Here is a 23,815-nt window from a genome sequence, read left to right as displayed (position 1 = left end):
AAGAAATATTTATTATTTTTGATAATACGATTAAACCCTTATCCGAAATTTGGGTCTAAGATAGTAAATTAGACTGTATTGTCGAACATAACGACTTAGTATATTATGAAAAAAAATAGTTTTTTACTCGGCGCTATTGTGATTTCAGGAGCCTTGACTTTAGGATCCTGTACTACTAGCAGACAAATCACACACAGTGATGATGTCTATAATAATAATGCCCAGGCAAGACAAGCTTATCAGGCTCCAGATTATTATTACACGGATGAGAATGAAGTGGATCAAGGACAAGATAATGGGTATTATAGTGATGATTACTCTGATGCTGAATACGAAGAGGGTAAATACGAGGATTTAGAATACGCAAATCGTATCAATCGTTTTTACTATGCTTCGCCTGGCATGACCTACTTTGACCCTTTCTTTGACCCTTGGTATGGTATGGGCTATGGCGGTTGGTACGGAAATATGTACGGACCATCATTTGGATTTGGTGGCGGATGGTCAGTTGGCCTAGGTTTTGGCTTTGGCTATAACCCTTGGTATTCTGGTTGGGGATACGGCGGTTACTACGGTGGCATGGGTGGCTACTGGGGTGGCGGTTTCGGTGGTTACTACGGTAACTATTGGGGCGGTGGATACGGTCGTCCTTATTGGGGCAATCATAGATCCCGTCAGCTAGCTTCACGTTCTTCTTATCGCGATAATTACAACACGAGAAGCCGATCAGGCTCTCGCTATAGCAATACAAGTGGCACTTCAGGTCGTACACGATCGAATGCAGTTGTATCTAGAGATGCAAATGGTCGCATCAGTAGTGTTAGCAGAACACGTTCTTCGGCAACAACCGACAGAACTAGGGCTACATCGTCTGGAAGAACACGTATTGGCAACAGCAATACAAACCGACCTGGTTACAACAATGGTTCTGTTGGAAGAACACGCTCGACTAGTTCCAACAGAGTACAGCAAACGAATCCAGCTCGTAGAAGTAATACTCAAGAAGCTAGGACGCGCTCATATGAACCGGCACGTTCTTCACAACCAAGAGTGAGCAACCCGCCAACCCGCTCTAGTGGCAGCTTCAATAGTGGTGGTGGTTCTACCAGATCTTCAGGTGGTGGCGGTGGCGCAACACGTAGCAGTGGCGGAGGCCGTACAAGATAATTTGATTGATAAATAAGAGTGATTGATGTATAGTCAATCACTCTTATATTACTACTATAATATAAACTATATGACTATTAAAAAAATACTTTTCGGGAGTGTACTTGCTGTAGGTATGGTTGGCACTGCAAACGCCCAATATACAGAAGACGTACTTTTATTTTCTCAAGGAGACAATGGAGGAACTGCGCGCTTCAAAGCAATGGGTGGAGCTTCTACTGCATTAGGTGGGGATATTAGTTCCATTACGGGAAACCCAGCTGGTTTAGGATTCTATAATCAGTCTGATGCTTCTGCAACATTTCGCTTCCAAAATAATAAAAATAAGAGTAACTATTTTGGCAATAAAAGCGACAGTAAAACCGACAACTTCAACATCGATAATGGTGGTATAGTTTTTCATATGCCAACAACAAAATATGGCGGTGATCTAACCAGAGGCTGGTTGAATTTCAACGTCGGTATCGCTTATAATAGAACCAATCTTTTTAACAATAAATTAGATTATCAAGGTATTAATAGCGACAATTCCATTACGCATGCCTATGCGGATCAGATGTTCGATCAAAATGGTAGTGAATGGGCGAATGACCTGAATTCATCCCTCATGTTTGATAAAACTACTGGAAAAGACAAGAACTTTTATTTCCCATTGGCTGAAGGTAGAGATAACGAACAACTTAACTCCGTCTGGACCAAGGGTGGAAAATCTGAAACTGCCTTATCGTTCGGTTCAAATTATAGTAATAAATTTTATATTGGTGCTACCTTTAGTTTGACCGATTTCCGTTATGAAAAATCAGCGGTTTTTACGGAATATGGCATGACTAAAACTGCTAAAGGTATTGAGGCTTTAAATCCGGATTCCAAATACTTAAAACCTGGTTCAACGGAATCAGAATTTGTTGACGTTGATTACGAATTATTTGACCATTACGGACAAGTGACGCAAGGATCAGGTTTTGATTTCAAATTGGGTATGATCTATAAAGCGACTCCTTCTTTAAGTTTGGGTTTCACGGCTAAAACACCGACATTCATGTCTATCACGGATGAATCAACCGCTTATACTGATATCAACTACTTTAAACCTGAAGCCGGTACTTCATTCCACGATTATGGATCGAAGTATTATGATAGCTCGTACGACTACAACTTACAAACGCCCTATAAATTATCTGCAGGTGTTACGCAATATTTTGGTGCGGGTCTGTTAACAGCCGAAGTTGAGTTTGTGGATTATGCTAGTATGCGTTGGAGAGATGTGAACAACTACAATAAAGCTGACGAAAAACAAATGAACGCTAACATCAAAGATACCTATCAAGCAGCATTCAATGTCCGTGTAGGTGGTGAAGTGTTATTTGATCAAGTATTTAGTGGTCGAGCTGGTTTCAACTATAACGGTAACCCTTACAAAAGCGCAGACTATAAGACTTATGGAATTTCTGCTGGTCTAGGTGCAAAATTAGGTCGTGGTCTTTATCTAGATCTAACCGGTGTTTATCAGGCCAACAATTATAAAGAAAGTCCTTATTTGATCACTTATGAAGGCGACTGGAATACGGTTAGCCCAAGCGTGGACATTAAAAACAGTAGAACAAATGTCATGCTAACGATTGGTTCTAAATTTTAAGCATTCTAGTTTATAATATAAAAAGGCTCTATTCGGTAAGAATAGAGCCTTTTTTCATCTGGATGAACGCTTAAGAATGTTCCGTTTTTCTTCTGACAAACAGACTGTAATTCTCATGTTTATCCACATAAATCTCCTCCCCCTCTTCAATAAATCCATCTAAAGCAACTGCATCGTACCAGACACCTTCGATCTCGATTTTACCCGATGGTCGTAAGACGGTCCTTGCAATTCCCTCTTTATTCAACAAATTGGATTTTAAAACAGAAGAGGTATACCCTTCTTCGGATTTTTGTTCTTCCTTCAGCACCAGACGTCTAAAGACGGGGGCTTTCAATAAACTCTTTCCAAATATTACCATCAATATGACCGATAATACCATGGCTCCTATAACTAACAAAAATGAATTGAACAACATACCTGGATAAGCGAGTTTAAAATCTAAAAAATCATTGGCAACCAGACTAAAAGTCAGACCGCAAGTAACGAAAATAATTCCTAATATACCGATTATTCCAAACCCTGGAATAACAAAAACTTCTAACATGATCAATATGATACCAACCACAAAAACAGCTATCTCCCAGTTTGCAGCCAAACCTTGTATATAGAGCGGTGCAAAAAACAACATAGCAGCAACTATGGACACAGCAATTGCAAAACCTAAGCCGGGAGCTTGCATCTCCGCATAGATCCCACCAATGATCAGCAAGATCAAAATCCCGCTTACAGCTGGATTGATTAAGAAACCGATGATATGATCGATTGTTCCTTTACGATAAACGGTTTCCTGAACCTGAGTTAAATTGAGATCCTTATAGATCATATCGCGATTCGTAACTTCTGCCTTTGCAAGTTCAAACTTCACGGCTTCTTTACTTGTTAAAGTAAGCAATTGTCCATCTTTTTTAATACTTGGTAAAGATACATTAGGGTCTACAAAGGCTTCAGCCAACTGCGGGTCTCGATTGCGGACTTCAGCAGTGGCACGCATGAGCCCGCGCATATAGGATTGATATTTCTCTGGCAATACTTCTCCTTGCGCATTAACAACACTTGCGGCACCGATACTCCCACCTGGATGGATATAGATATAATCGCTCGCGAGCGAAATGAGTGCTCCTGCAGAAGCGGCATTATTATTAATATAGACAATGGTTTTTATTTTTGATTCCAAAAGCTTCGTTCGAATGGAATCTGCAAAATTCAGGGCACCCCCATAGGTATTCAGCTCCAGCAGTACATAATCTACCTTTCTACTCTGCGCACTGTCATAAGCTTGCTTCACTGTGCGCCATGCACTTGGCCCTATATCCTCTTTTAATTCAAACACATAGACCTTTTGTGCAAAGCTTGAGGTGAATAATACCAAGCTTAAAAAGACTGTTATTAAAAATGATTTACTAATTTTGTCTTTCATAATAAGATTATTAAAAAATAATAAACGAGCGATTAATACATTTGCTATGTCTAAATATACTATTTCTAGCGCATTTTCTCAAACATTCAGATTTCCGATCTGGAAGATAGAAGTAGATGAACACAGTAAATTGCTAGCAATCGAGTGTCGCGATCCAGAAACAACGCTTCCCTATATCACGGTGATGGGTTTTGACGGGACAATCAAATTAGATCATTACCTGCTGCCCGAAAAAGAATGGACGCTAGCCGCTATTCAAAAGGAAGTGGTCGTGCTGAGAAAGGTTTCCGAAAACAGTCCTGTATCTCCAGGCGTGTGGGTCTTGAATCATAAAATTCCGAATACAGATTTTCTTTTTCATCAATATCAATATATCGGTATCTTAAACGGATACATACAGATCAGACCACAACATATTACATCGGGTTTTGAACAATATTTTTCGCTAGTATCTAACCAAATTTCAACAAGGATAGACTCGGGAATTAAACCTTTTGATAATAACATAGTCTTTCCCTTGGAATTCAATGGGCAAAAACCTGCTTTTTTGCTGCATTATAAAAATGAAGATCTTTGGATCAGTAAATCAGGTTCTAATTTTTTATGGAGTTTTCATGAAAAACAAGATGAAAAATATAATATCAGGTTGCTGATTTCAAATAAAAATGAAATTCTGGATGAGGCCATGATCATTCGTAATCTGGAATTAAAATTGGTACAAATTTATTTTCAAATTGGTTGTCAAATTTTTCTTTTAACACACAATAAACGAGAGTTTGTATCGTATTTAGTATAATTGTAAAACATGATGAATATTCTATTAAAATCTACTACATATAAAACACTGGCATTCTTATCAATAACAATGCTAGCCATAAATCACAATCAAGTTATCGCTCATACATTTTCTAACGCTGCCGTACCTGACTCCATTGGAGTAGAAAAAATTGACGGTCAAGAATATGTTCTTTTTAAAATTGAAAAGGGGGATAACTATTATCAATTGAGTAAAAGATATAAAACGAGTGTTGGTAAAATAACAGAATTAAATGGCAACAAAACTTTAGCCGTGGGTCAGATTGTCAAAATCCCAACGGGCAAAATGTTTTATGTAACGCCCAACGATCCAAAGAGCACTCCAAATAAGAGCGCTAAGAAAGAATTGATGGATTACACTGTTGGTAATCAAGAAACGCTTTATGCCATTTCCCGTAAATTTAATGTAACTGTTGAAGAGATAAAAAGAGCCAACAATCTACACTCAAACAGCATTAGTGGTGGACAAATTTTAAAAGTCCCGAATAATGACGCCATAAGTATTGTCGAGAAACCTAATATTAGTTTAATTTCTCCGGATAGCCTTGATGTAGATGAACCTCAAATTGCTGCTAATAAATACGGTATCCGTGAAAAAACGGAACGTGGTATTGGCGTCTGGATTGAAGGGTTGAATGCTAACGGCACCAGTAACTTGGCCTTACACAAAACAGCCGCAATTGGAACTGTTTTAAAAATAACAAATCCAATGACACGTAGCGTAACCTATGCAAAAGTTGTTGGGAAGTTTAATGAAAATGCGGATACGCATAATGCAATAGTCGTTTTATCAAAATCTGCAGCTGCCTACATCGGCGCATTGGATAAACGCTTTCAAATCGAAATCACTTATGGAGTCCCATTAGAGGATTAGTTTTTTCGAATCTTTTTGAATATTATATATTAAATGAATAAAAAGCCATATGTCATTGGAATCGCGGGTAGTAGCGGCTCTGGTAAAACATTCTTTCTAAATTGTTTTTTAAAGCACTTTAGTAGCAAAGAAGTAACACTCATCTCACAAGATGACTATTATATTCCTGCAAACACAAAAACGCAAGAGGAAAACAAATTATATAATTTTGATCTCCCCACTTCGATCGATCGCCAAGCTTTCTATAAAGATATCAATGATCTGTTTGAAGGAAAAACGGTGTACAAGGAAGAATATACATTCAATAATCCTGCATTAATACCAAAGATGCTCGAAATTAATCCTGCACCTATTTTGATTATTGAGGGTCTATTTATATATCACTATACAGAAGTAAATAAGCTGATTGATCATCGTATTTTTTTGGATGCCGATCAAGACATCGCTTTTGAGCGTCGCTTGAAGCGTGATCTGATTGAGCGTGGATATTTAGAAGATGATATTCGTTATAAATGGGTCAACCATGTTTTACCCTCTTACAGTGAATTCCTTTTACCTTACCGAGATAGTTGCGATCAAGTGATCATCAATAACACCGATGACCCCGAACCTATCTGGAAGATAACAGATGATATCTGTGAGGATCTAAAAAAGAAAATATACAAATAACAGATAAAAGACTGCCTAGAGCGGTCTTTTATGTTTTCATCTCGAATAAAAGGGTTTGCGTATACTTATTATTTACCTATCTTTGCGCCAGCAAACAAATTATACTAATGAGCCATTCTGTAAAGATTAAAAATGCTTTAGTGTCTGTATATTATAAAGACAACTTAGCACCATTAATTCAATTATTAAACAAATACGGTGTTACCTTCTATTCTACAGGTGGCACAGAAGCTTTCATCAAAGACTTAGGTATTGATGTAGTTCCTGTAGAAGACTTAACGAGCTATCCTTCTATTTTGGGAGGTCGTGTTAAAACATTACACCCAAAAGTATTTGGTGGTATATTAGCAAGAAGACCTTTAGAAAGTGACCAACAACAATTAGCTCAATATGAGATTCCAGAGATTGATTTAGTCATTGTTGATTTATATCCTTTTGAGGAAACAGTAGCTTCTGGTGCTTCTGAGGAAGACATTATTGAAAAAATTGATATCGGTGGTATTTCATTGATTCGTGCTGCTGCGAAGAACTTTAATGATGTTGTTATCCTATCTTCTAAAAATGATTATACAGCATTGGAAGAAATGCTTGCAAATCAAGAAGGTACAACAACTTTAGAGCAACGTAAGGATTTCGCGAAACTTGCTTTCAATACGTCATCACATTACGACACCGCTATTTTCAACTACTTCAATAAAGAAAATACGTTGGATGTGTTCAAACAATCTGAACAAAAAGCACAAGTATTACGTTACGGTGAAAACCCACATCAAAAAGGAGTTTTCTACGGTGATTTAGAAGCGATGTTCACGAAATTGAATGGTAAGGAATTATCATACAATAACTTGGTGGATGTAGATGCTGCTGTAGCTATTATTGATGAATTTACGGAACCTACATTTGCGATCTTAAAACATACAAATGCTTGTGGAGTTGCTTCACGTCCAACAATTAAGCAAGCTTGGGTTGATGCGCTAGCATGTGATCCTGTTTCTGCCTTTGGTGGTGTATTGATTACAAATGGTGAGGTTGATGCGGAAACTGCAACGGAGATCAATAATTTGTTTTTTGAAGTTCTAATTGCTCCTTCTTACTCGGAAGATGCGATTGCAATCCTTACAGCGAAGAAAAACCGTATCATTCTTGTTCGCAAAGAGGTTGAATTACCGACACAACAATTCAAAACGTTGTTGAATGGTGTTATTCAACAAGATAAAGACAATACGGTTGAAGGTCCTGAGCAAATGACTGCTGTAACGACTGTAGTACCTACTGCAGCTCAGTTGGAAGACTTATTTTTCGCCAATAAAATTGTTAAACATACCAAATCAAATACCATTGTATTTGCTAAAAATGGTACGTTGATCACTTCTGGTGTAGGTCAGACTTCACGTGTTGACTCTTTGAAACAAGCGATTGAAAAAGCTAATGCTTTTGGATTTGACTTGAAAGGCTGTTCTATGGCTTCTGATGCTTTCTTCCCTTTCCCTGACTGTGTGGAGATTGCTGCTGATGCTGGAATCGCTGCTGTACTGCAACCAGGTGGCTCGATTAAAGATCAGTTATCGATTGACATGTGTAACGAAAAAGGATTAGCGATGGTGACGACAGGTGTACGTCATTTCAAACACTAATCTCGCGCTAAACGATATAAAATACAAGAGGCAGTCTTCCTAATTAGGAAGACTGCCTTTTTTTTGTAGGGTTGAGATTTTAAGATTCAGATTAAAGGAAGAAAATTTTCATCAGCCCTAAACATTTATGTGGATAAAAGAAATATACCTATAGCAGCATTCGATACAGATGAGTTGTATTTAAAATTGTACCTAAAATAAATTTAGCTTATTTTGAAAATAGGTTTAACCTGTTTATAAAATAGACTAAATTCCGTTAAAATAACCCGTTTATGTACATAGCAATATTAAGAGGTATCAATGTAAGTGGTCATCATCTCATCAAGATGGAGAGTTTAAGGACCTCACTTCAAGGAATAGGCCTTCAGGAAGTCGAAACTTATATCCAAAGTGGGAATATTGTGTTTCAATCTGAAATAACCGATGTGACTCTCTTGGAAAGTAGGATAATGAACGTAATCCTCCAAGATTTCGGATACCATGTGCCCTGCCTAGTCTTGCACAGCGATGATCTATATGTTATCGTGAATCAAAATCCTTTGTTAAAGGATCCTCATAATAAGCTGTCCTACTTTCATGTTACATTTTTATCAAAGGCCCCCGAAATAAAGGACCTCACTCCTATTCTGGACAAAAAACTACCTGATGAAGCAGCTGTTCTCATGGGTAGAACAATCTATCTGTACTGCCCCTATGGCTATGGAAAAACTAAATTAACGAACAATTTCATTGAAGCTAAACTAAAGGTGTCGGCAACCACACGCAACTGGAAAACACTGCAGGCTCTTCTTAAAATGGTTTCAAAAAATAGTGAAAAATAAGAAAGGCGACCCATGGTCGCCTTTCTTATTAAAATATGTAATGATACTTAGATACTTGGTACATTGACCAATTCATTTGTATCTGCATTATAATCGATACCTTCGAAATTAAAACCAAAAAGGTGGAAAAACTCGTCGCGGTAACCTTGAATATCTGAAATTTCAGATAGGTTTTCCGTACATGCTTTGTCCCATAATGCCGCTACTTCAGCTTGAACATCAGCTCTCATTTCCAAATCGTCTACACGGATACGGCCTTTTTCGTCTAATTGAACTTGACCATCTGCAGTATACAATCTTTCTGCAAATAAGCGCTGCATTTGCTCAATCGTTCCTTCGTGAATACCTTTTTCTTTCATCACTTTGTATAGTAACGATATATATAAAGGAACTACTGGAATTGCTGAACTTGACTGCGTCACCAAAGCCTTGTTAACAGAAACATAAGAAACACCGTTAATGTCTTTCAAGATTTCATTGATAGCAGGTACAGTACCTTCTAAATTGTCCTTTGCGCGACCAATCGTACCATTACGGTATATTGGATACGTTAATTCAGGGCCAATATAGGAATATGCAACAGTTTTAGCACCTTCGGCCAAAACTCCAGCTTCTTTCAAATCTTCAATCCAGAATTTCCAATCCTCACCACCCATTACGGCTACTGTATTTGCGATTTCTTCTTCATTATCAATCGGATTGATGGTAATATCTGAAACCACACCTGTGTGAAAATCTACTGTTTTATCCGTAAAAGGAACTTCTATAGGTTTTAAAACAGAAGCATGTGCTACGCCTGTTTTAGGATGTGTACGTCTTGGAGATGCCAAACTATAGATTACTAAATCCACTTGACCTAAGTCTTGTTTGATTAGGGCTATCGTTTGCTTTTTGATTTCATCAGAAAAAGCATCGCCATTGATACTTTTTGCATAAAGACCAGCTTGTTGTGCTTCTTTTTCAAAAGCAGCAGTATTATACCAACCAGCTGTACCAGGTTTCCCCTCTGCAGCAGGTTTTTCAAAAAATACGCCAATTGTCGCTGCTCCAGAACCGAATGCTGCTGAAATACGAGATGACATACCGAATCCCGTAGATGCACCAATAACCAATACTTTCTTAGGGCCATTAGCGATTTCACCTTTGGATTTCACGTATTCAATCTGGTTTTTAATGTTTTGCGCAGTTCCTTCTGGATGCGAGGTTAAACAAATAAAACCTCTAGTTCTTGGTTGTATAATCATAATGATTAATTTTCTTACTCCTATTTTATTAAGGATGCAAAATAAACAAATTTTAGCAACAATTGATGCATAAATCAAGAATATCTTTTTTCTACTGCTGAATAGAATGGCTATTGACATTATCCAAGACATTCCCTACTTTAGAAATCTTAATCATGATCAAAACTTAAGCATGCCCCTTACCCCTAAATCTAAAGCACTTTGGCTTGGAATACTAGCCTCTTTATTTTTTGCCAGTACTTTTGTACTCAACCGTATCATGGCTGTATCTGGAGGTGGTTGGCAATGGTCATCGGCGCTTAGATTCTTATGGATGCTTCCCGTGCTATTGCTCATCGTTGTTATTCGAGGCAATTTGAAACCGTTGCTGATCGAGATGAAAAGGAACTTGATGCCGTGGTTGGTGTGGAGTACCATGGGTTTTGGGGTGTTCTATGCGCTCCTTACATTTGGTGCCAGCTATGGTCCCTCATGGTTGGTTGCTGGAACTTTCGAATCCACTATCATCGCCGGTATGTTTATCGGTCATTTCCTTCAGAAAAAGCAAGACCGACAACCTTTTTCAAAAGCGACACTCTTTTTCTCCTGTATCATTTTAATAGGCATTGTAATCATGCAGATGGCAGAGGCCAAATCGACCTCTTGGTCTACGCTATTGTTGGGGACTATCCCTGTTTTGATAGCAGCTATTGCTTACCCACTCGGCAATCGTAAAATGATGGCACTAACACAGGGTTCCTTAGACACCTATCAACGGACTTTAGGAATGACTTTAGCGAGCATGCCTTTTTGGATCATCCTGATGTTTTTTGGATATCACGAGCATGGGCTTCCCGAACAAGGACAACTGTTGCAGACGTTACTTGTGGCTTTGTTTTCAGGTGTTATCGCAACGCTACTTTTCTTTAAAGGAACGGAATTGGTGCAACATGACCAGAAAGGGTTAGCCGCGGTGGAGGCTACACAAGCGATGGAAGTTATCTTTACTTTATTAGGTGAAATCATCCTATTAAACAGTCTCTTTCCCAATAATTTAGCGCTATTGGGAATTTTCTTGGTGGTAGTCGGAATGTACCTTCACAGCAAAAACCACTAATGTAACAGGGTCTTACTTATCTTATCGAGATTTAAGCTATTTGCCATGGCAGAAAATATTTTATAGTAAGTGCCGCGAAGGTCGTAAAGGTCTTCATGAACCCCCTTTTCGACCACCCTTCCTTTTTCCATAACGACGATCGCATTGGAATCTATGATCTGAGAAATACTGTGCGAAATAATGATTACTGTACGGTCCTTTTTGATAGCATCTAAACTATTTTTAATCTGCTCTGTCGCGATGGCATCTAAATTTGCGGTAGGTTCATCCAAAAATATAATAGGTGGATTTTTTAAAAATAACCGGGCAATAGCAATGCGCTGCTGTTGACCACCGGATAATAAGTGAGCTCCCGAATCGTAGCCTTGCGGAAGTTCCATGATCTGCTCATGGATGTAAGCATCTTTCGCTGCTTGTATAATCTCCTCCTGACTACTTCCTATTTTTCCATATTCAATATTCTCAAAAATTGAGCCCTTAAAAATATGATTACGCTGCAATACCATCCCCGTGTTCTGTCTTAAAAAATCAGTATCGTAATTTCGCAGATCAACTCCATCTAAAAGGATCTGACCTGCCGTTGGTTCATAAAATTTATCGAGTAAATTGATGACGGTACTTTTACCGGCACCGCTCAGTCCTACAAGTGCTGTGATTTGATTTGGTTTTATTTCAAAGGAGATATCTTTTAAGGCATGGGTTCCATTGGGATACTCAAATGAAACATTTTGAATCGAAATATGACCTTTTATCTGCTCAGGTTTAAACGTTCCGCTCCCTTCTGTAAGATCATCAGATTCCAATATTTCGAAAAAAGATTCGGAGTAGATCAACGCATCATTGACCTCATCATAAATACGATGTAGCTGACGAATTGGCGCTGAAACGTTGGAGAATAACATAATATGAAACATAATCGCCCCTATTGTTATTTGATTGTCAAGCACCAGATAAGCGGTCAATACGATGATCACGACCACTGCAATTTGCTCAATGAAATTTTTTAGACTATCAAATATAAAACTCGTTTTCCGAGTTTGCATCTGATTTTCTGTCATTTCAAATTGAATTTTCTCATGCCTCTCGGCTTCTTGGGGTTCACGGACAAAAGATTTAATGACCAATATAGAGTCAATCAGATTGATGATCCTATTGTTTTTCGACTCCCTATACTTCCGCATCTGACGTCGGAATCCACTTAACTTTACAGCTTGGTTTTGACTAATATAAAAATAAATGGGGATGACTGCCAAACCTACTAATCCGACATATACGTTGGCCAGAAACATACACACCAATGCCACGATAGCATTGGCAAACAGGGGTAGAATATCAATGAAGAAATTCTGAACCAGCCTGGTTAGGGAGCTGATACCAGAATCGATTCGCGTTTGTAATTTTCCGCTTTCATTCTCTTCTGAAGTGTAAAAAGCCATCTTATAGGTCAAAATTTTCTCTACGATTCGTTGTGAAAAATCACGCGCAATAAATATGCGCAACTTTTCACCATAAAATTTCTGTCCAAATTGAATAAAGGAATAGATAATTTCCTTCAACAAAAGAATACCTGAAATAATTCCAATCAGATGCATTCCTTTAGATAGTGGCTCTTTAGCAACCATCAAATCGCTAATGGAATCTACCGTATATTTCAATATAAAGGCATTGATCTGCGCCGCGAATGAACCGACTAATGTTAAGATCAATGTATAAAAAATAAGGCTTTTATAAGGTTTGGCAAATGGTGCTATTTTTTTAAACAGAAGTGATAAGGTCATATTTGCAGTATTTAGGCGACTTATTGGAAATAATCAGGATATTACTTCAATCTGACTACAACAATAATACCGAAATCAAGTAAAAAAACATTAAAAAAGGGAAATGAATAATTCCATTTCCCTTTTCTCATGTTTGAATTGATAACTAACCAAAGATGTCGTTCAATACCTTTGCTAAACGTAAGCCTCCTCTTAACATACAATTTTCCACTGTGTAGATATTGTTGTAAACATAGCTGTAAGAAAGGTTCGCATTATGAGCTACATCTGCATAGATTTTATCTGACAGTTGATTGGACTCGTACAACCAACTTGCTAAGTTTCCTCCTTGTAATTGCTTCGTCTCAGGTTTACCTAAAATATCCAATACAGTTGCATATTCTGTATAGCTATATTTTTCACCATCGACTAAATCTGAATCCCACACACGGTGAATATTAGATTTTTTACCGAACCAACTCACCTCAATTTTATTCCCGCCTTGATCCTCTGCTTTACTCACGTGCATGGGTTGGTGCGCATCGCCGATTAAATGGATCAACATATAAAGGTTTTGCTTCTTTTTCTCTAAAGGCAATGCTTTATCCGAAAATGATTTTTCCAATCTCAAAACGGTCTTGTATAAGTTCTCTTCACTTGAGTTTTCCATGGCCAACTGAAAATCTGCCCAAGGCAAATGTGGATTGGTATTGATGAAATGAGAATTTCCAAGTTTTTTAAACTCCTCATGTGGATCAGATTTAATGAAATCGCCCCAATTTGCCCAGTAGGCTAATTTCTGTTTTCCGATTATTTTTTCAATATTTCTTTTAGCCTTTTTATTCAAATGACGTTCTGCCACTTCGGCAACAACACGATGTCCTGTGGATCCCCAAGCAAATACGGAAGAAATCTGCAAGGTCAATGCGACTACAATCAGACTTTTTAGTATATTTTTCATAAACACTACAATTTTAGCGCAAAGGTAAAAATTACATTTTCAAATAAAACCCTATCAGCGTAATAATTTAACTTTTAAAAAGCTCAAAACCATATTGGGCATCGCACCAAAATTCATCTAATGCAATTAATCGCGGCTTAAAAAAGGAAATCAACGCTGGCCAATCTTCTTGTTTAAAAATACTCTTTCCCTCCATGGTTATATAAATCATACTGACGGATTTTCCATATTCATCTACGACTTCTAAATCCCAAGTCCAATCTTCTTCCAAAATACCCTTTAAAATATTGCGGTATTCTTCAAATTGTTCCCACATTAATTTACGCATGGATAGATCTTGGTGATTCCATTCAATTGCGATGATAGCGGTGCGCTTATCAGCTTCCATTTTAAAACGAAGATTTTTCACTCCAGTTCTATAATTCACCCAATTGATCTTTACTCCATCTGCTGATGTATGCAATGCCATATATTGGCCAAAACGAGTCCAAAAAGACTCCTTCAATTGCTTCACTTCTTCTCTTGAATACACGTATTAATTTTTAAAACAACGAAATTACTATTTTTATTCACATAATATACAAAACATTCCCCTCCCCTTGTCTGTTTTAATGGTATGTCGTTTATACAAACGATAAATGAATACAAACATAAATAACACGATAATGGATAAGAAAAAATCACTCTTTATACTCGCCGCTACTGCAGTTGCTACTTTGGCCTATAACGCATTCAAACCTATTAAATCTAAAGTAAAAGTTGTTGAACCCTTTGATATCGATCGTTATTTAGGTAGCTGGTATGAAATAGCTCGGCTCGATTTTAAATGGGAAAAGGGACTGTCGCAGGTAACGGCAACCTACAGTAAGCATGAGGATGGAAGTATTCGGGTTAACAATCAAGGATTCCATAAGCAGAAAAATAAATGGAATCAATCCGTTGGTAAAGCAAAGTTTATAGATCTGCCAACGAGAGCAGCATTAAAGGTCTCGTTTTTTGGTCCATTTTACAGTGGATACCATGTCGTAAAAATAGATAAAGATTATCAATATGCACTCGTATTTGGAGACACCTTAGATTATATGTGGATATTATCCAGGGAAAAGGTCATACCAGAGGAGATAAAATTGGACTTTTTAAAATACGCTAGAAACTCTGGTTATGCGATAGAAAAACTCGTATGGACCCTGCAAGATTAATCAAAAATAGGTTTTAAAACACCATAGTCAAGAGTTGGGTCCTTTGCAAAGACGAGTGCCAGCTCTTCTCTATCTTCTTGGGTTATGGCACCACCAAGACCGACATTATATAATTCAAGCAGATACATGGAACCTTCTAGCTTATTTTCGTGATTTAAAATCGCGCTACCAACGTAGAAGTTCAGGACAGATACGGCATATTCGCCAAAAATATCAAATCCAAATCCGGCTTTTGTCACTACTGCATAACGCATATATTTCTCAAAATCAGATTTCAAAATTTCCTTAAGTTTTTGTTCCATACCCGCAAAAATGCAATATTATTGTGATATAAAAAAGGGGATAAAAACCTATTTATCCCCTTTTTATATTTCAGAAATCTTTACTATCGTACACTTATAGCTACGATGCGATCTAATATACGTTCGGACTCTGGTGCATCAGCATCCGCTTTTGCAAATTCAGAACCATATCCCTCTGCTCCTATCACTTGACCACTTGGTCCCTTTCCTACTAGAAAGACTTTGACGACATCTGCACGATCTTGAGATAATTTTTTATTGAAATTTTCATTTCCTGTTTTATCAGTATATCCGCCTATTTTAATGGTTGCAGCTGGAAAGGCATGTAAAATTGCGGCTAAATTCGCCAACTGAATTTCACTTTCTGGTAATACTTTGGCAGTTCCTGTTTCGAAATTTAAATTATCAAAATTAAACCATTTATCTTTCAATTCTTCCTCACCTAATGCCTTATAATCTGTTTTTAAAAACTGAACCAGCTGATCTTCTATACCACCTTTATAAGCTTGTAATTTTACTCCATCGGGTAAGATGACCTCTAAGCTTTCCCGAACAACAGGGGTAACTGCGACAACAGTAATACTGGTATCTACAGCCGTTGTTTGCATGGTATCAACCACTGCTACTTGATCTTTATCTCCTTTACATCCTCTACCAAATAAAAACCAGAGTATGGCAATAATAACAATTGGGATCAATAACTTCCATATACCGCCACCGCCAGACTGTGGATTTTCGGTATGTAAAGGATCTACTGTAGCCCCTACCGGAGGACGAGGAATAATGGGAACATGATCAATAGGTGGCACAATTGGCGGTACTACGGTCAACTCTTCCTCTCTTGATACAGCCTCGTCTGTTACATTTTCAGGATGTATGATTGCGGGGTCCTTATCTACAGGTACGGAAACCAACACGGCTTCAATAGACTTGTCATCGACTGTGGTATTCGCTGTAGGTGTAACCACTTCTCCAGAAGTAGTCACCGGAGATCCAAATGCTCCTAACCCCAAACCTGCAGGTAATGCGGCAGCAAAATTATGCTTATTTTCATCCAGCAATCGCGTGACAGCACTGGCATTCCAATTGGTTCCATTTTGTGTTAAACTTGAAAACACCGCGGGTAAAGAAAGGCTTAATAGTTTTTCAACTGTTGCGCCATTAGCGCCAATAGCACTTCCTAAATTCGAAACAATCGTATCGAACTTACCGCCAAAAATGGATTGTAATAGATCATTATGATGGGGCGAGATAGGCTCGGAATCCACCAAACCATTGATCCGTCCGGTTTCAGTATTCGTTTTTAAATAGTCATCAAATTTAAAGTCTCCGAAATATTGTTTCGCTTTCTCCAATATGGCATTCAATCCCGTTCCAGATTCTTTCTGTAATCCTAAAAAAAGCGATGGAACAATTGTTCCAATTGCTGATTTTACTTTTTCCTTATTTTCTCCCAAGGAATTACCAAGCTTAGATAAGGCCTCTTCGTTAAAAAATTCTTTAGCAGAATTTAAAAGATTAATTTCCATAATGTTCAAATTTTAGTTTATCTGTTTTCAGTTAGTTTCATTGCAGATAGATGTAGTATGCTGCAATGCTACCTTGTTGTAACAATTATCTTGCAAGAATTGTTTTAAGACCCAAGCTACTCCTAAAAAAAATAACGCTAAATAATAATTGACTTCAATGGGTAGTAAATGACAAATACGCAATCGATTGTCTTATTCTAGATATTTTATTTACGATAAAATATATTTACATTCATAGATAATAATTACCCAATTTCACTTTATCCTAAAAAATTGTTAACCGCAATTAAAGGATAATTTAACCAAGCAAATAAACTTAGATCTATATCTTAAAATGCGAATTATACTCTTATGCTTAGCCGCGTTACTATTTCAGTCAAGTCATCTTGCTGCTCAACGCCTTATTTATGCTAAAGATATTCCTTTAGAAAAAATACGTATCGTACCCGAAACCACATTAGGAGGGACTATTTCCGAACGAATCAGCGATTTGGAGTATATTCCTTTAAAAGGTAATAAAAACCAATTATTGGATAGAGCCTATAGCAGTACCCTTACTAACGATCGGATAGCCATATTATCAAGAAAAGGTTATCTATACCTCTATAACTTAAAAGGAGATCTCATTAAGATTGTCGATGAAGTAGCTGGTATAAAAAAAACAAAGGAAGATTCTCAGTTATTCCATCACATTATAGCAACAGAAAAAGGGTTTAGACTTTCTTACAATAAGATGAAAATAAATCTGGATCGAGATGGTAACCTGATCGATACCATATCGATCAATCACGATGATAGCTTTCAATATACCACAACCATCGGAAATTCTTCTTGGCATTATTCAGTTCCTGATTTTATTGGTAAAAAAAACATGGATACCAAGTCTCTAAGACGAGGTGATAGTACCATCGTCATCTATCAAAAAATGGATAGTACATTCCTGGCATTCTATTCATTCGGTTCATTAGGGTCACTTCAAAAGAACAATAAAGCCTATGCGAGTTTTACCTATAGTACGCAACTGTTTGAACTGGATTCAATGGGAGTCTCAAAGATCTATCAGTTTATTTTCCCTTTAAAAAACACACCAAATCTAGATGAATTGACTAAAATAAAAGATTATATGCCTGCTATGCAGTATATGGATGCCCATCAAAGTATCATTACCGGTATTGGGGATGTCTTTCCTTACCAAAATTATTTGATCATTCAATTCCAGCAGAGCGGAAATTTAACATTAGCACTCGATCCTACGACCAAAGAAATCATAGGGCTTCAAAATATTATACCGGACAAGTGCAATGACTATCTCGCTTTTTTGAACTATAATACCTTAGGTACAGATGGTGAATATTTATACTCGATCTTATTTCCAGAAGATATTCGACAGGCCATCGGGAAATCTATTGATGAACGTCATCCTGTAAGCGATCGCCTCAAAATGTTAGAAAAAGTCAACAATCCTATTTTTGTACGTTTCAAATTACGATAACCCTTATGTCATATACCTTTATCCGCTATATCCTAATCACGCTATGTTGTATAGGCACGCTAAATGCACAAACGAAAATTCAAGGCATCGCAATCGATACGTTATACAAAAATATATTACGTTCTGCTTCTGTTTCGATCTACGAGAAAGGGAAAGAGTCTGTCGAAAAAGTAACCTTAACTGATGCTTATGGTAAATTTGTCGTAAATGACCTTGCAGCGAATAAACCCTATCTATTAGAACTACGGTATCAAGGATTTCAAAAAGTCTTACAGGAGTTTATGCTTAGCAAAAATGAGGAGAAGGACTTTGGCAAAATCCACATGGCGTTTGTAGAAAATCAGCTCGAAGAGGTCGAAGTCATTCCGCCGGTACGTATGAATGGAGATACCTTGGAGTTTAATGCCGATGCATTCCAATTGGACAGCAATGCGGTAGTCGAAGATTTACTTCGAAAGCTGCCTGGTGTAGTGGTTTGGGGAGATGGTAGTCTAACCTACAACGGACGTGAGATACCCAATGTATTGGTGAATGGAAAAGAGTTTTTTGGAAGTGATAAAGCCATTGTATTGCAGAACCTTTCAAAAGATGCGGTTAAAAAATTACAAGTCTACGATAAGCGTAATGAGAAAGAAAAAAAAGAGAATCCGCATGATGTAAAATATGAAATGAACGTAGCATTGAAAAAAGGTAAGGAAAATATGTATTTTGGAAATGCTTCCATAGGATTAGGTACTACCAAACGTTATCAACAACATGCTAATTTCAATCTTGCAAAAAATAAATCACAATTTACTTTGGGCTACTCTGGAAATAATAGCAACAAGAACCTGCAGAATATGGATCAGCTATTAAGAAACACCAGCTTTAAAGGTGTCGGTATCAATGCTGATTTTGATTCGGACTTTCTAAGTACTGGTATCAATAACCAACATGTTTTGGGGTCAAGATATCAATATGATATCATCGGAACCAATGAAGTAAACCGGAAGCACAATATTATCGGAAACGTACTATCACGTTGGGACAACATCCGCACCGAAAGCCACTCGACGACCACACTCCTATCCGAGGAACATAATAATAATACACGTACCAATAATAATCAGAATGAGAACCACCGTCAAAACCAACAGATGGACCTTCGGTACACCAATACAGGAGGAAAAATAAAAGAACGACAGAACAGCTTTACTGCTAATATAAATGCTTACCATCAAAAAAATCAAGACGAATCCGATGATATAACACAATACAATTATGAGGGCAATCATGCTGAAAACACAGCTAATAACAATTCTAACAATCAAATCAGACGACTTAATTTCAGCTCTAAGCTGGATGTCTATGGTGTCAATTCAAGTCCCAACATGCGGATGACTTCCAAAGGGGATAAATCTTTCTGGCAACTGATAACCTACGGGGTACTAATCAATAGCGACATCAGCCAACAAAACAATAGAAATGAACGTAAGAGCACCTATATCAATTACGATAATGACAGTCTCAATCGCAATGATCACCGTTTTTACGACAATAAGTTAGATCAGCAAACGCACGATATACAGCTCACGGCAAACTACAATGATTGGCGAATAACGCAAAAAATAAGCTATTACCATACCAATACCGACAATGATGTTAAGAACCTTATTGGGAACCAATTCGAACAAAATACTGACCTCAGTCACATCAGCACTTTTAATCGCGTACAATATATGCCTACTATCCATTACTCTAAAAACATAGGATACACCAACATGGATGGCAGATATAGTAATTCAACAAATCTTAATATGAGCCTTGGCAGCCGCTTCCATAACGAAAAAAATAGTTCGTCGTTGGATTACCGTAATCTTGAGCAGCATTTTGGGACATTCATACCAAAAATTGGAATTAATAATTACTATACTAAAAATGGAAAATATTATATGTCTAGTGCACTAAATTTTGAATATGATGAAGAGTATCCCAATTTAGACCGATTGCGTCCAATCTATGATAATAGCCATGTCGCGTTCCGTTATTTTGGAGCAGAACATCTCAATAAAACTAGCCGCAGTCGCATTACGCTGAGCAATAATTATAATGAGCAGCGTCAACATGGATATTCCGGTAGTGTAAGTTTAGGCCTTACACTATATAAAAACGGATTAACCGACAGCATTGTTTATGTACCAGGACAGCAGCAGAACTATGTCACGCAGATAAAGGATCTGATGAAGCTCTATTATTTTTCAGGGAATTTGGATAAATCCTATTTAATAGGTAAAAATCAAACCTTGAATATGCAATTTCGCGGTAATCTCAACTGGGGTAATAAGTTTCAATACATGGACCAAGAAAAACAAGAGATGCTCCATAATGCACAAAATATAGAATTAGAGAGCTATTATACTCTTGTGGATCGATATCAGATTGGTTGGACAAATGGCTGGAACCGTTATAGCAGATATAATAAATTAGGGAATAGTAACAATGACTATGTTTCCAATTATTGGAGCTCAGGTCTCAGCATGAGTTATTCCTTGACTAATCGTTGGCAGATCAACAGCAATGCTACAAGCCGTCTATCCACATCTGGAACCTACAAAGACCATGCATTGATCTGGAATGCCAATACAAGCTATCGAATGATGAAGGGTAATAATTTAGAGGTAAAATTGGCAGCCTATGATTTACTGCAGGAAAATAAAGGATTGTATATGTTAAATGGACTCACCGAATTTACACAAGGGTATCGTAACAATTTGACACAATATTTTATGCTTTCTTTAAGTTATTTTCCACGTAAGTTCGGATTTTAGTATCTTGACTGCATCGTCTAGCTCCTATTTTCAAAAACTTAACATTAAACAAATATGGGTTTATTATATTAGCCCTTTTAATACATAACATAATTTAAATACCTATACTAACACAACATTACTCATGATCAAACGTACAGTTGCAACAACTATTTTCTACTTAGCGTCGCTATCCATTTTATTCGCCCAAAATAAACCCAAGTATATATTTTATATGATCGGTGATGGTATGGGACTGAATCAAGTCAATTCCACCGAAGTTTATCTTGCAGATCTAGAAAATAGAATCGGATTGAAACCTTTGGTCTTTTCACAATTCCCTGTAGCCACTTTTGCATCAACTTACTCCCTTTCTAACGGCATTACAGATTCTGCTGCAGGAGGAACTGCACTAGCAGTAGGTTCCAAAACAAAAAACGGTGTCATTGGGATGGACTCAACACAAACAATAGCTTTGAAAAGTATTGCATATGCAGCGAAAGAAAAGGGAATGAAAGTTGGAATCACCACGAGTGTGAGTATTGACCACGCTACTCCAGCTTCTTTCTACGCACACCAAACCAGCAGAAATAAATATTATGAAATAGCGACAGACATCCCTAAATCAAACTTCGACTTTTTTGCTGGTTCAGGATTTTTAAAGCATGATACCAATGCTGCGAAGGAAACTGTCACTCCTATTTTCACCTTATTTGAGAAATCGGGATATACACTTGCTTTTGGAAAATCGGACTATGATAGCGTAAAAGGCAAAGCGGATAAGATTATATTCATGAACAATAAAAACACAGATCCTGAATCCCTAAAATTTGCGATTGATCAAAAAGATGGAGACTTGAATTTGAAACAAATAACAGAAGTTGCTATTGAATCGCTTACGAAAAATAATGACAATGGATTTTTCTTGATGGTAGAAGGTGGTAAAATCGATTGGTCTAGCCATAGTAATGATGCTGCTACTACGCTACACGAGGTGGTAGACTTCAACAGCTCTGTTCAAGTCGCTTATGATTTCTATTTAAAACATCCTGAAGAAACATTGATCATCATTACTGCTGATCACGAAACAGGTGGTATGACCTTGGGTACTGGGAGCAGTAATCTCAATTTTAAAATTTTAGCGAACCAAAAAGTTTCTCAAGGTGAGCTTTCAAAAATAATTTCGAAAGTGAGAGTGGAACAACCAAAAGCAACTTGGGAAGAAATCAAGCATATACTATCGGAAAATCTTGGTCTATGGTCAAAAGTAAAGATCAATGAGGCTCAAGAAAAAGCGATTTTTCAAGCTTACGAGAATAGCTTTATCAAACATGTGAATGCCACAGAAAAAAGTCTTTATGCTAGCGATGAGAAACTTGTTGCACTGGCTGTAAAAACGTTAAATGAAGTGGCTAATATATCATGGGCCTCGGGCAACCATTCGGCAGGATATGTTCCAATTTATGCGATTGGAGCAGGTTCGGAATTATTTACGCATAAAATGGAAAACACCGATATTCCTAAAAAGATTGCGCAAGCAGCGGCTTTAAGTTTATAATTGCCGATAAATAATTCAATAAAAAAGCTATCCTTTTTAAAAAGGATAGCTTTTTTTATGTCTATTTCTCTATTTTTTGATTATCCTTTTGCAGTTGTTTTTTCTCACTTTTAATATTAAGAAATTCGACTAAAACTGAAAAAGCCATCGCAAAATAGATGTATCCTTTTGGGATAGTCTGATCAAAAGCTTCGGCTGTCAACGACACTCCAATCAACAATAGGAACGATAGTGCCAACATTTTGACCGATGGATAGTCATTAACAAATTTGCTGATCTGTTCTGCAGACAATAACATAATCAGTACTGCAATAATAACTGCTGCAACCATAACACCAATTTGATCGACCATACCAACAGCTGTTATGACTGAATCTAATGAGAATACAATATCTAAAATCAAGATTTGAAAGAGTGTCCCAATAAAAGTAACTCCCTTTTTGATGGTCTTTTGTTCTTCCGTATGTCCATCCATTTTATGATGAATTTCTGTTGTACTTTTATATATCAAAAATAAACCCCCAATAAATAGAATCAAATCTCTACCCGATAATTCTAAGTAACGGGACCAATCTGGATTATCAATTCCAAAAGTAGTTGCAAAATTAATAAATGGCTCTGTCAAAGACATGATCCATTTGATTGAAAATAGTAATAAAACACGAGTTACTAAAGCCAAAAGTAAACCTAGCTGACGCGCCTTTTTTTGCTGTTCAGCAGGTAATTTACCACTCAGTATGGAGATAAACACAATGTTATCTATTCCGAGTACAACTTCTAAAACTGTCAATGTCAGTAGTGAAATCCAAATTTGTGGGTCCGAGATCCATTCCATAAAAATTTATTGGGTTTTT

Annotated in this window: 20 protein-coding genes; 12 read left to right on the top strand and 8 right to left on the bottom strand. The window is 37.2% G+C overall.

Annotation, left to right across the window (positions count from 1 at the left end):
- The first annotated feature begins 105 nt into the window (after window positions 1-105).
- Complete coding sequence (locus ACFX5U_RS06265) at window positions 106-1,167, top strand: hypothetical protein (RefSeq protein WP_400262800.1); 1,062 nt, start codon at window positions 106-108, stop codon at window positions 1,165-1,167.
- Between the two features lie 70 nt (window positions 1,168-1,237).
- On the top strand, window positions 1,238-2,803 hold the full coding sequence (locus ACFX5U_RS06260; protein ID WP_038697128.1) for a hypothetical protein: 1,566 nt from the start codon (window positions 1,238-1,240) through the stop codon (window positions 2,801-2,803).
- Between the two features lie 70 nt (window positions 2,804-2,873).
- Here ACFX5U_RS06260 and ACFX5U_RS06255 read toward each other — a convergent pair whose 3' ends face one another.
- Entirely contained in the window at window positions 2,874-4,223 is a 1,350-nt protein-coding gene (locus ACFX5U_RS06255) for a nodulation protein NfeD (protein ID WP_280569234.1), read from the bottom strand.
- A 46-nt stretch (window positions 4,224-4,269) separates the two neighbouring features.
- On the opposite strand from ACFX5U_RS06255, the gene ACFX5U_RS06250 reads away from it, so the two are divergent.
- The 5 genes from ACFX5U_RS06250 to ACFX5U_RS06230 all read left to right on the top strand — a co-directional run bounded on the left by ACFX5U_RS06250 (window position 4,270) and on the right by ACFX5U_RS06230 (window position 9,037).
- Complete coding sequence (locus ACFX5U_RS06250; RefSeq protein ID WP_400262799.1) at window positions 4,270-5,019, top strand: hypothetical protein; 750 nt, start codon at window positions 4,270-4,272, stop codon at window positions 5,017-5,019.
- Window positions 5,020-5,028: 9 nt separating this feature from the next.
- On the top strand, window positions 5,029-5,913 hold the full coding sequence (locus tag ACFX5U_RS06245; protein ID WP_280569238.1) for a LysM peptidoglycan-binding domain-containing protein: 885 nt from the start codon (window positions 5,029-5,031) through the stop codon (window positions 5,911-5,913).
- Window positions 5,914-5,946: 33 nt separating this feature from the next.
- Window positions 5,947-6,582 carry a uridine kinase gene (locus tag ACFX5U_RS06240; RefSeq protein WP_400262798.1) on the top strand — a complete coding sequence of 212 codons (636 nt, stop codon included), beginning with the start codon at window positions 5,947-5,949 and terminating at the stop codon, window positions 6,580-6,582.
- A 107-nt stretch (window positions 6,583-6,689) separates the two neighbouring features.
- Window positions 6,690-8,216, top strand: coding sequence for a bifunctional phosphoribosylaminoimidazolecarboxamide formyltransferase/IMP cyclohydrolase (purH, locus tag ACFX5U_RS06235; RefSeq protein WP_038697121.1), 1,527 nt, complete (start codon window positions 6,690-6,692; stop codon window positions 8,214-8,216).
- A gap of 272 nt (window positions 8,217-8,488) precedes the next feature.
- Window positions 8,489-9,037 (top strand): DUF1697 domain-containing protein, encoded by a 549-nt coding sequence (locus tag ACFX5U_RS06230; RefSeq protein WP_400262797.1) that lies wholly within the window; start codon window positions 8,489-8,491, stop codon window positions 9,035-9,037.
- Window positions 9,038-9,084: 47 nt separating this feature from the next.
- Here ACFX5U_RS06230 and fabV read toward each other — a convergent pair whose 3' ends face one another.
- A complete protein-coding gene (gene fabV / locus ACFX5U_RS06225; protein ID WP_038702287.1) occupies window positions 9,085-10,281 on the bottom strand; it encodes an enoyl-ACP reductase FabV in 1,197 nt (398 codons plus the stop codon).
- A gap of 106 nt (window positions 10,282-10,387) precedes the next feature.
- Here fabV and ACFX5U_RS06220 point away from each other — a divergent pair, with 106 nt between their 5' ends.
- Window positions 10,388-11,377: a multidrug resistance efflux transporter family protein gene (locus tag ACFX5U_RS06220; RefSeq protein WP_400262796.1), complete on the top strand. Its 990-nt coding sequence runs from the start codon at window positions 10,388-10,390 to the stop codon at window positions 11,375-11,377.
- Here ACFX5U_RS06220 and ACFX5U_RS06215 read toward each other — a convergent pair.
- The 3 genes from ACFX5U_RS06215 to ACFX5U_RS06205 form a co-directional block, all read right to left on the bottom strand.
- A complete protein-coding gene (locus ACFX5U_RS06215; protein WP_280569247.1) occupies window positions 11,374-13,155 on the bottom strand; it encodes an ABC transporter ATP-binding protein in 1,782 nt (593 codons plus the stop codon). The genes ACFX5U_RS06220 and ACFX5U_RS06215 overlap by 4 nt on opposite strands.
- 145 nt (window positions 13,156-13,300) lie before the next feature.
- Window positions 13,301-14,095 carry a S1/P1 nuclease gene (locus ACFX5U_RS06210; RefSeq protein ID WP_400262795.1) on the bottom strand — a complete coding sequence of 265 codons (795 nt, stop codon included), beginning with the start codon at window positions 14,093-14,095 and terminating at the stop codon, window positions 13,301-13,303.
- 67 nt (window positions 14,096-14,162) lie between these two features.
- Window positions 14,163-14,627 (bottom strand): DUF4268 domain-containing protein, encoded by a 465-nt coding sequence (locus ACFX5U_RS06205; RefSeq protein ID WP_038697113.1) that lies wholly within the window; start codon window positions 14,625-14,627, stop codon window positions 14,163-14,165.
- Between the two features lie 106 nt (window positions 14,628-14,733).
- Between ACFX5U_RS06205 and ACFX5U_RS06200 the strand changes: the two genes are divergently transcribed.
- Window positions 14,734-15,294 carry a lipocalin family protein gene (locus ACFX5U_RS06200; RefSeq protein WP_400262794.1) on the top strand — a complete coding sequence of 187 codons (561 nt, stop codon included), beginning with the start codon at window positions 14,734-14,736 and terminating at the stop codon, window positions 15,292-15,294.
- Here ACFX5U_RS06200 and ACFX5U_RS06195 read toward each other — a convergent pair.
- Entirely contained in the window at window positions 15,291-15,596 is a 306-nt protein-coding gene (locus tag ACFX5U_RS06195) for a hypothetical protein (protein ID WP_235212360.1), read from the bottom strand. The two genes, ACFX5U_RS06200 and ACFX5U_RS06195, sit on opposite strands and share 4 nt — an antisense overlap.
- An 83-nt stretch (window positions 15,597-15,679) precedes the next feature.
- Complete coding sequence (locus tag ACFX5U_RS06190; RefSeq protein ID WP_400262793.1) at window positions 15,680-17,125, bottom strand: OmpA family protein; 1,446 nt, start codon at window positions 17,123-17,125, stop codon at window positions 15,680-15,682.
- Between the two features lie 334 nt (window positions 17,126-17,459).
- Between ACFX5U_RS06190 and ACFX5U_RS06185 the strand changes: the two genes are divergently transcribed.
- From ACFX5U_RS06185 to ACFX5U_RS06175, 3 genes are all read left to right on the top strand, one after another.
- Window positions 17,460-18,617, top strand: coding sequence for a hypothetical protein (locus ACFX5U_RS06185; protein ID WP_400262792.1), 1,158 nt, complete (start codon window positions 17,460-17,462; stop codon window positions 18,615-18,617).
- Window positions 18,618-18,622: 5 nt separating this feature from the next.
- A complete protein-coding gene (locus ACFX5U_RS06180) occupies window positions 18,623-21,424 on the top strand; it encodes a hypothetical protein (RefSeq protein ID WP_400262791.1) in 2,802 nt (933 codons plus the stop codon).
- A 124-nt stretch (window positions 21,425-21,548) separates the two neighbouring features.
- Window positions 21,549-22,961, top strand: a complete 1,413-nt coding sequence (locus tag ACFX5U_RS06175) for an alkaline phosphatase (protein ID WP_400262790.1) — start codon at window positions 21,549-21,551, stop codon at window positions 22,959-22,961.
- A 61-nt stretch (window positions 22,962-23,022) separates the two neighbouring features.
- Here the strand turns inward: ACFX5U_RS06175 and ACFX5U_RS06170 are convergent, their stop codons facing one another.
- Entirely contained in the window at window positions 23,023-23,796 is a 774-nt protein-coding gene (locus ACFX5U_RS06170; protein ID WP_400262789.1) for a TerC family protein, read from the bottom strand.
- Window positions 23,797-23,815: the final 19 nt, after the last annotated feature.

The sequence above is a fragment of the Sphingobacterium sp. SG20118 genome (assembly GCF_044740685.1).
Classification (GTDB): Bacteria; Bacteroidota; Bacteroidia; order Sphingobacteriales; family Sphingobacteriaceae; genus Sphingobacterium.
Note: the sequence above shows the minus strand (reverse complement) of the source record. Positions and strands in the feature narration are given on the sequence as shown.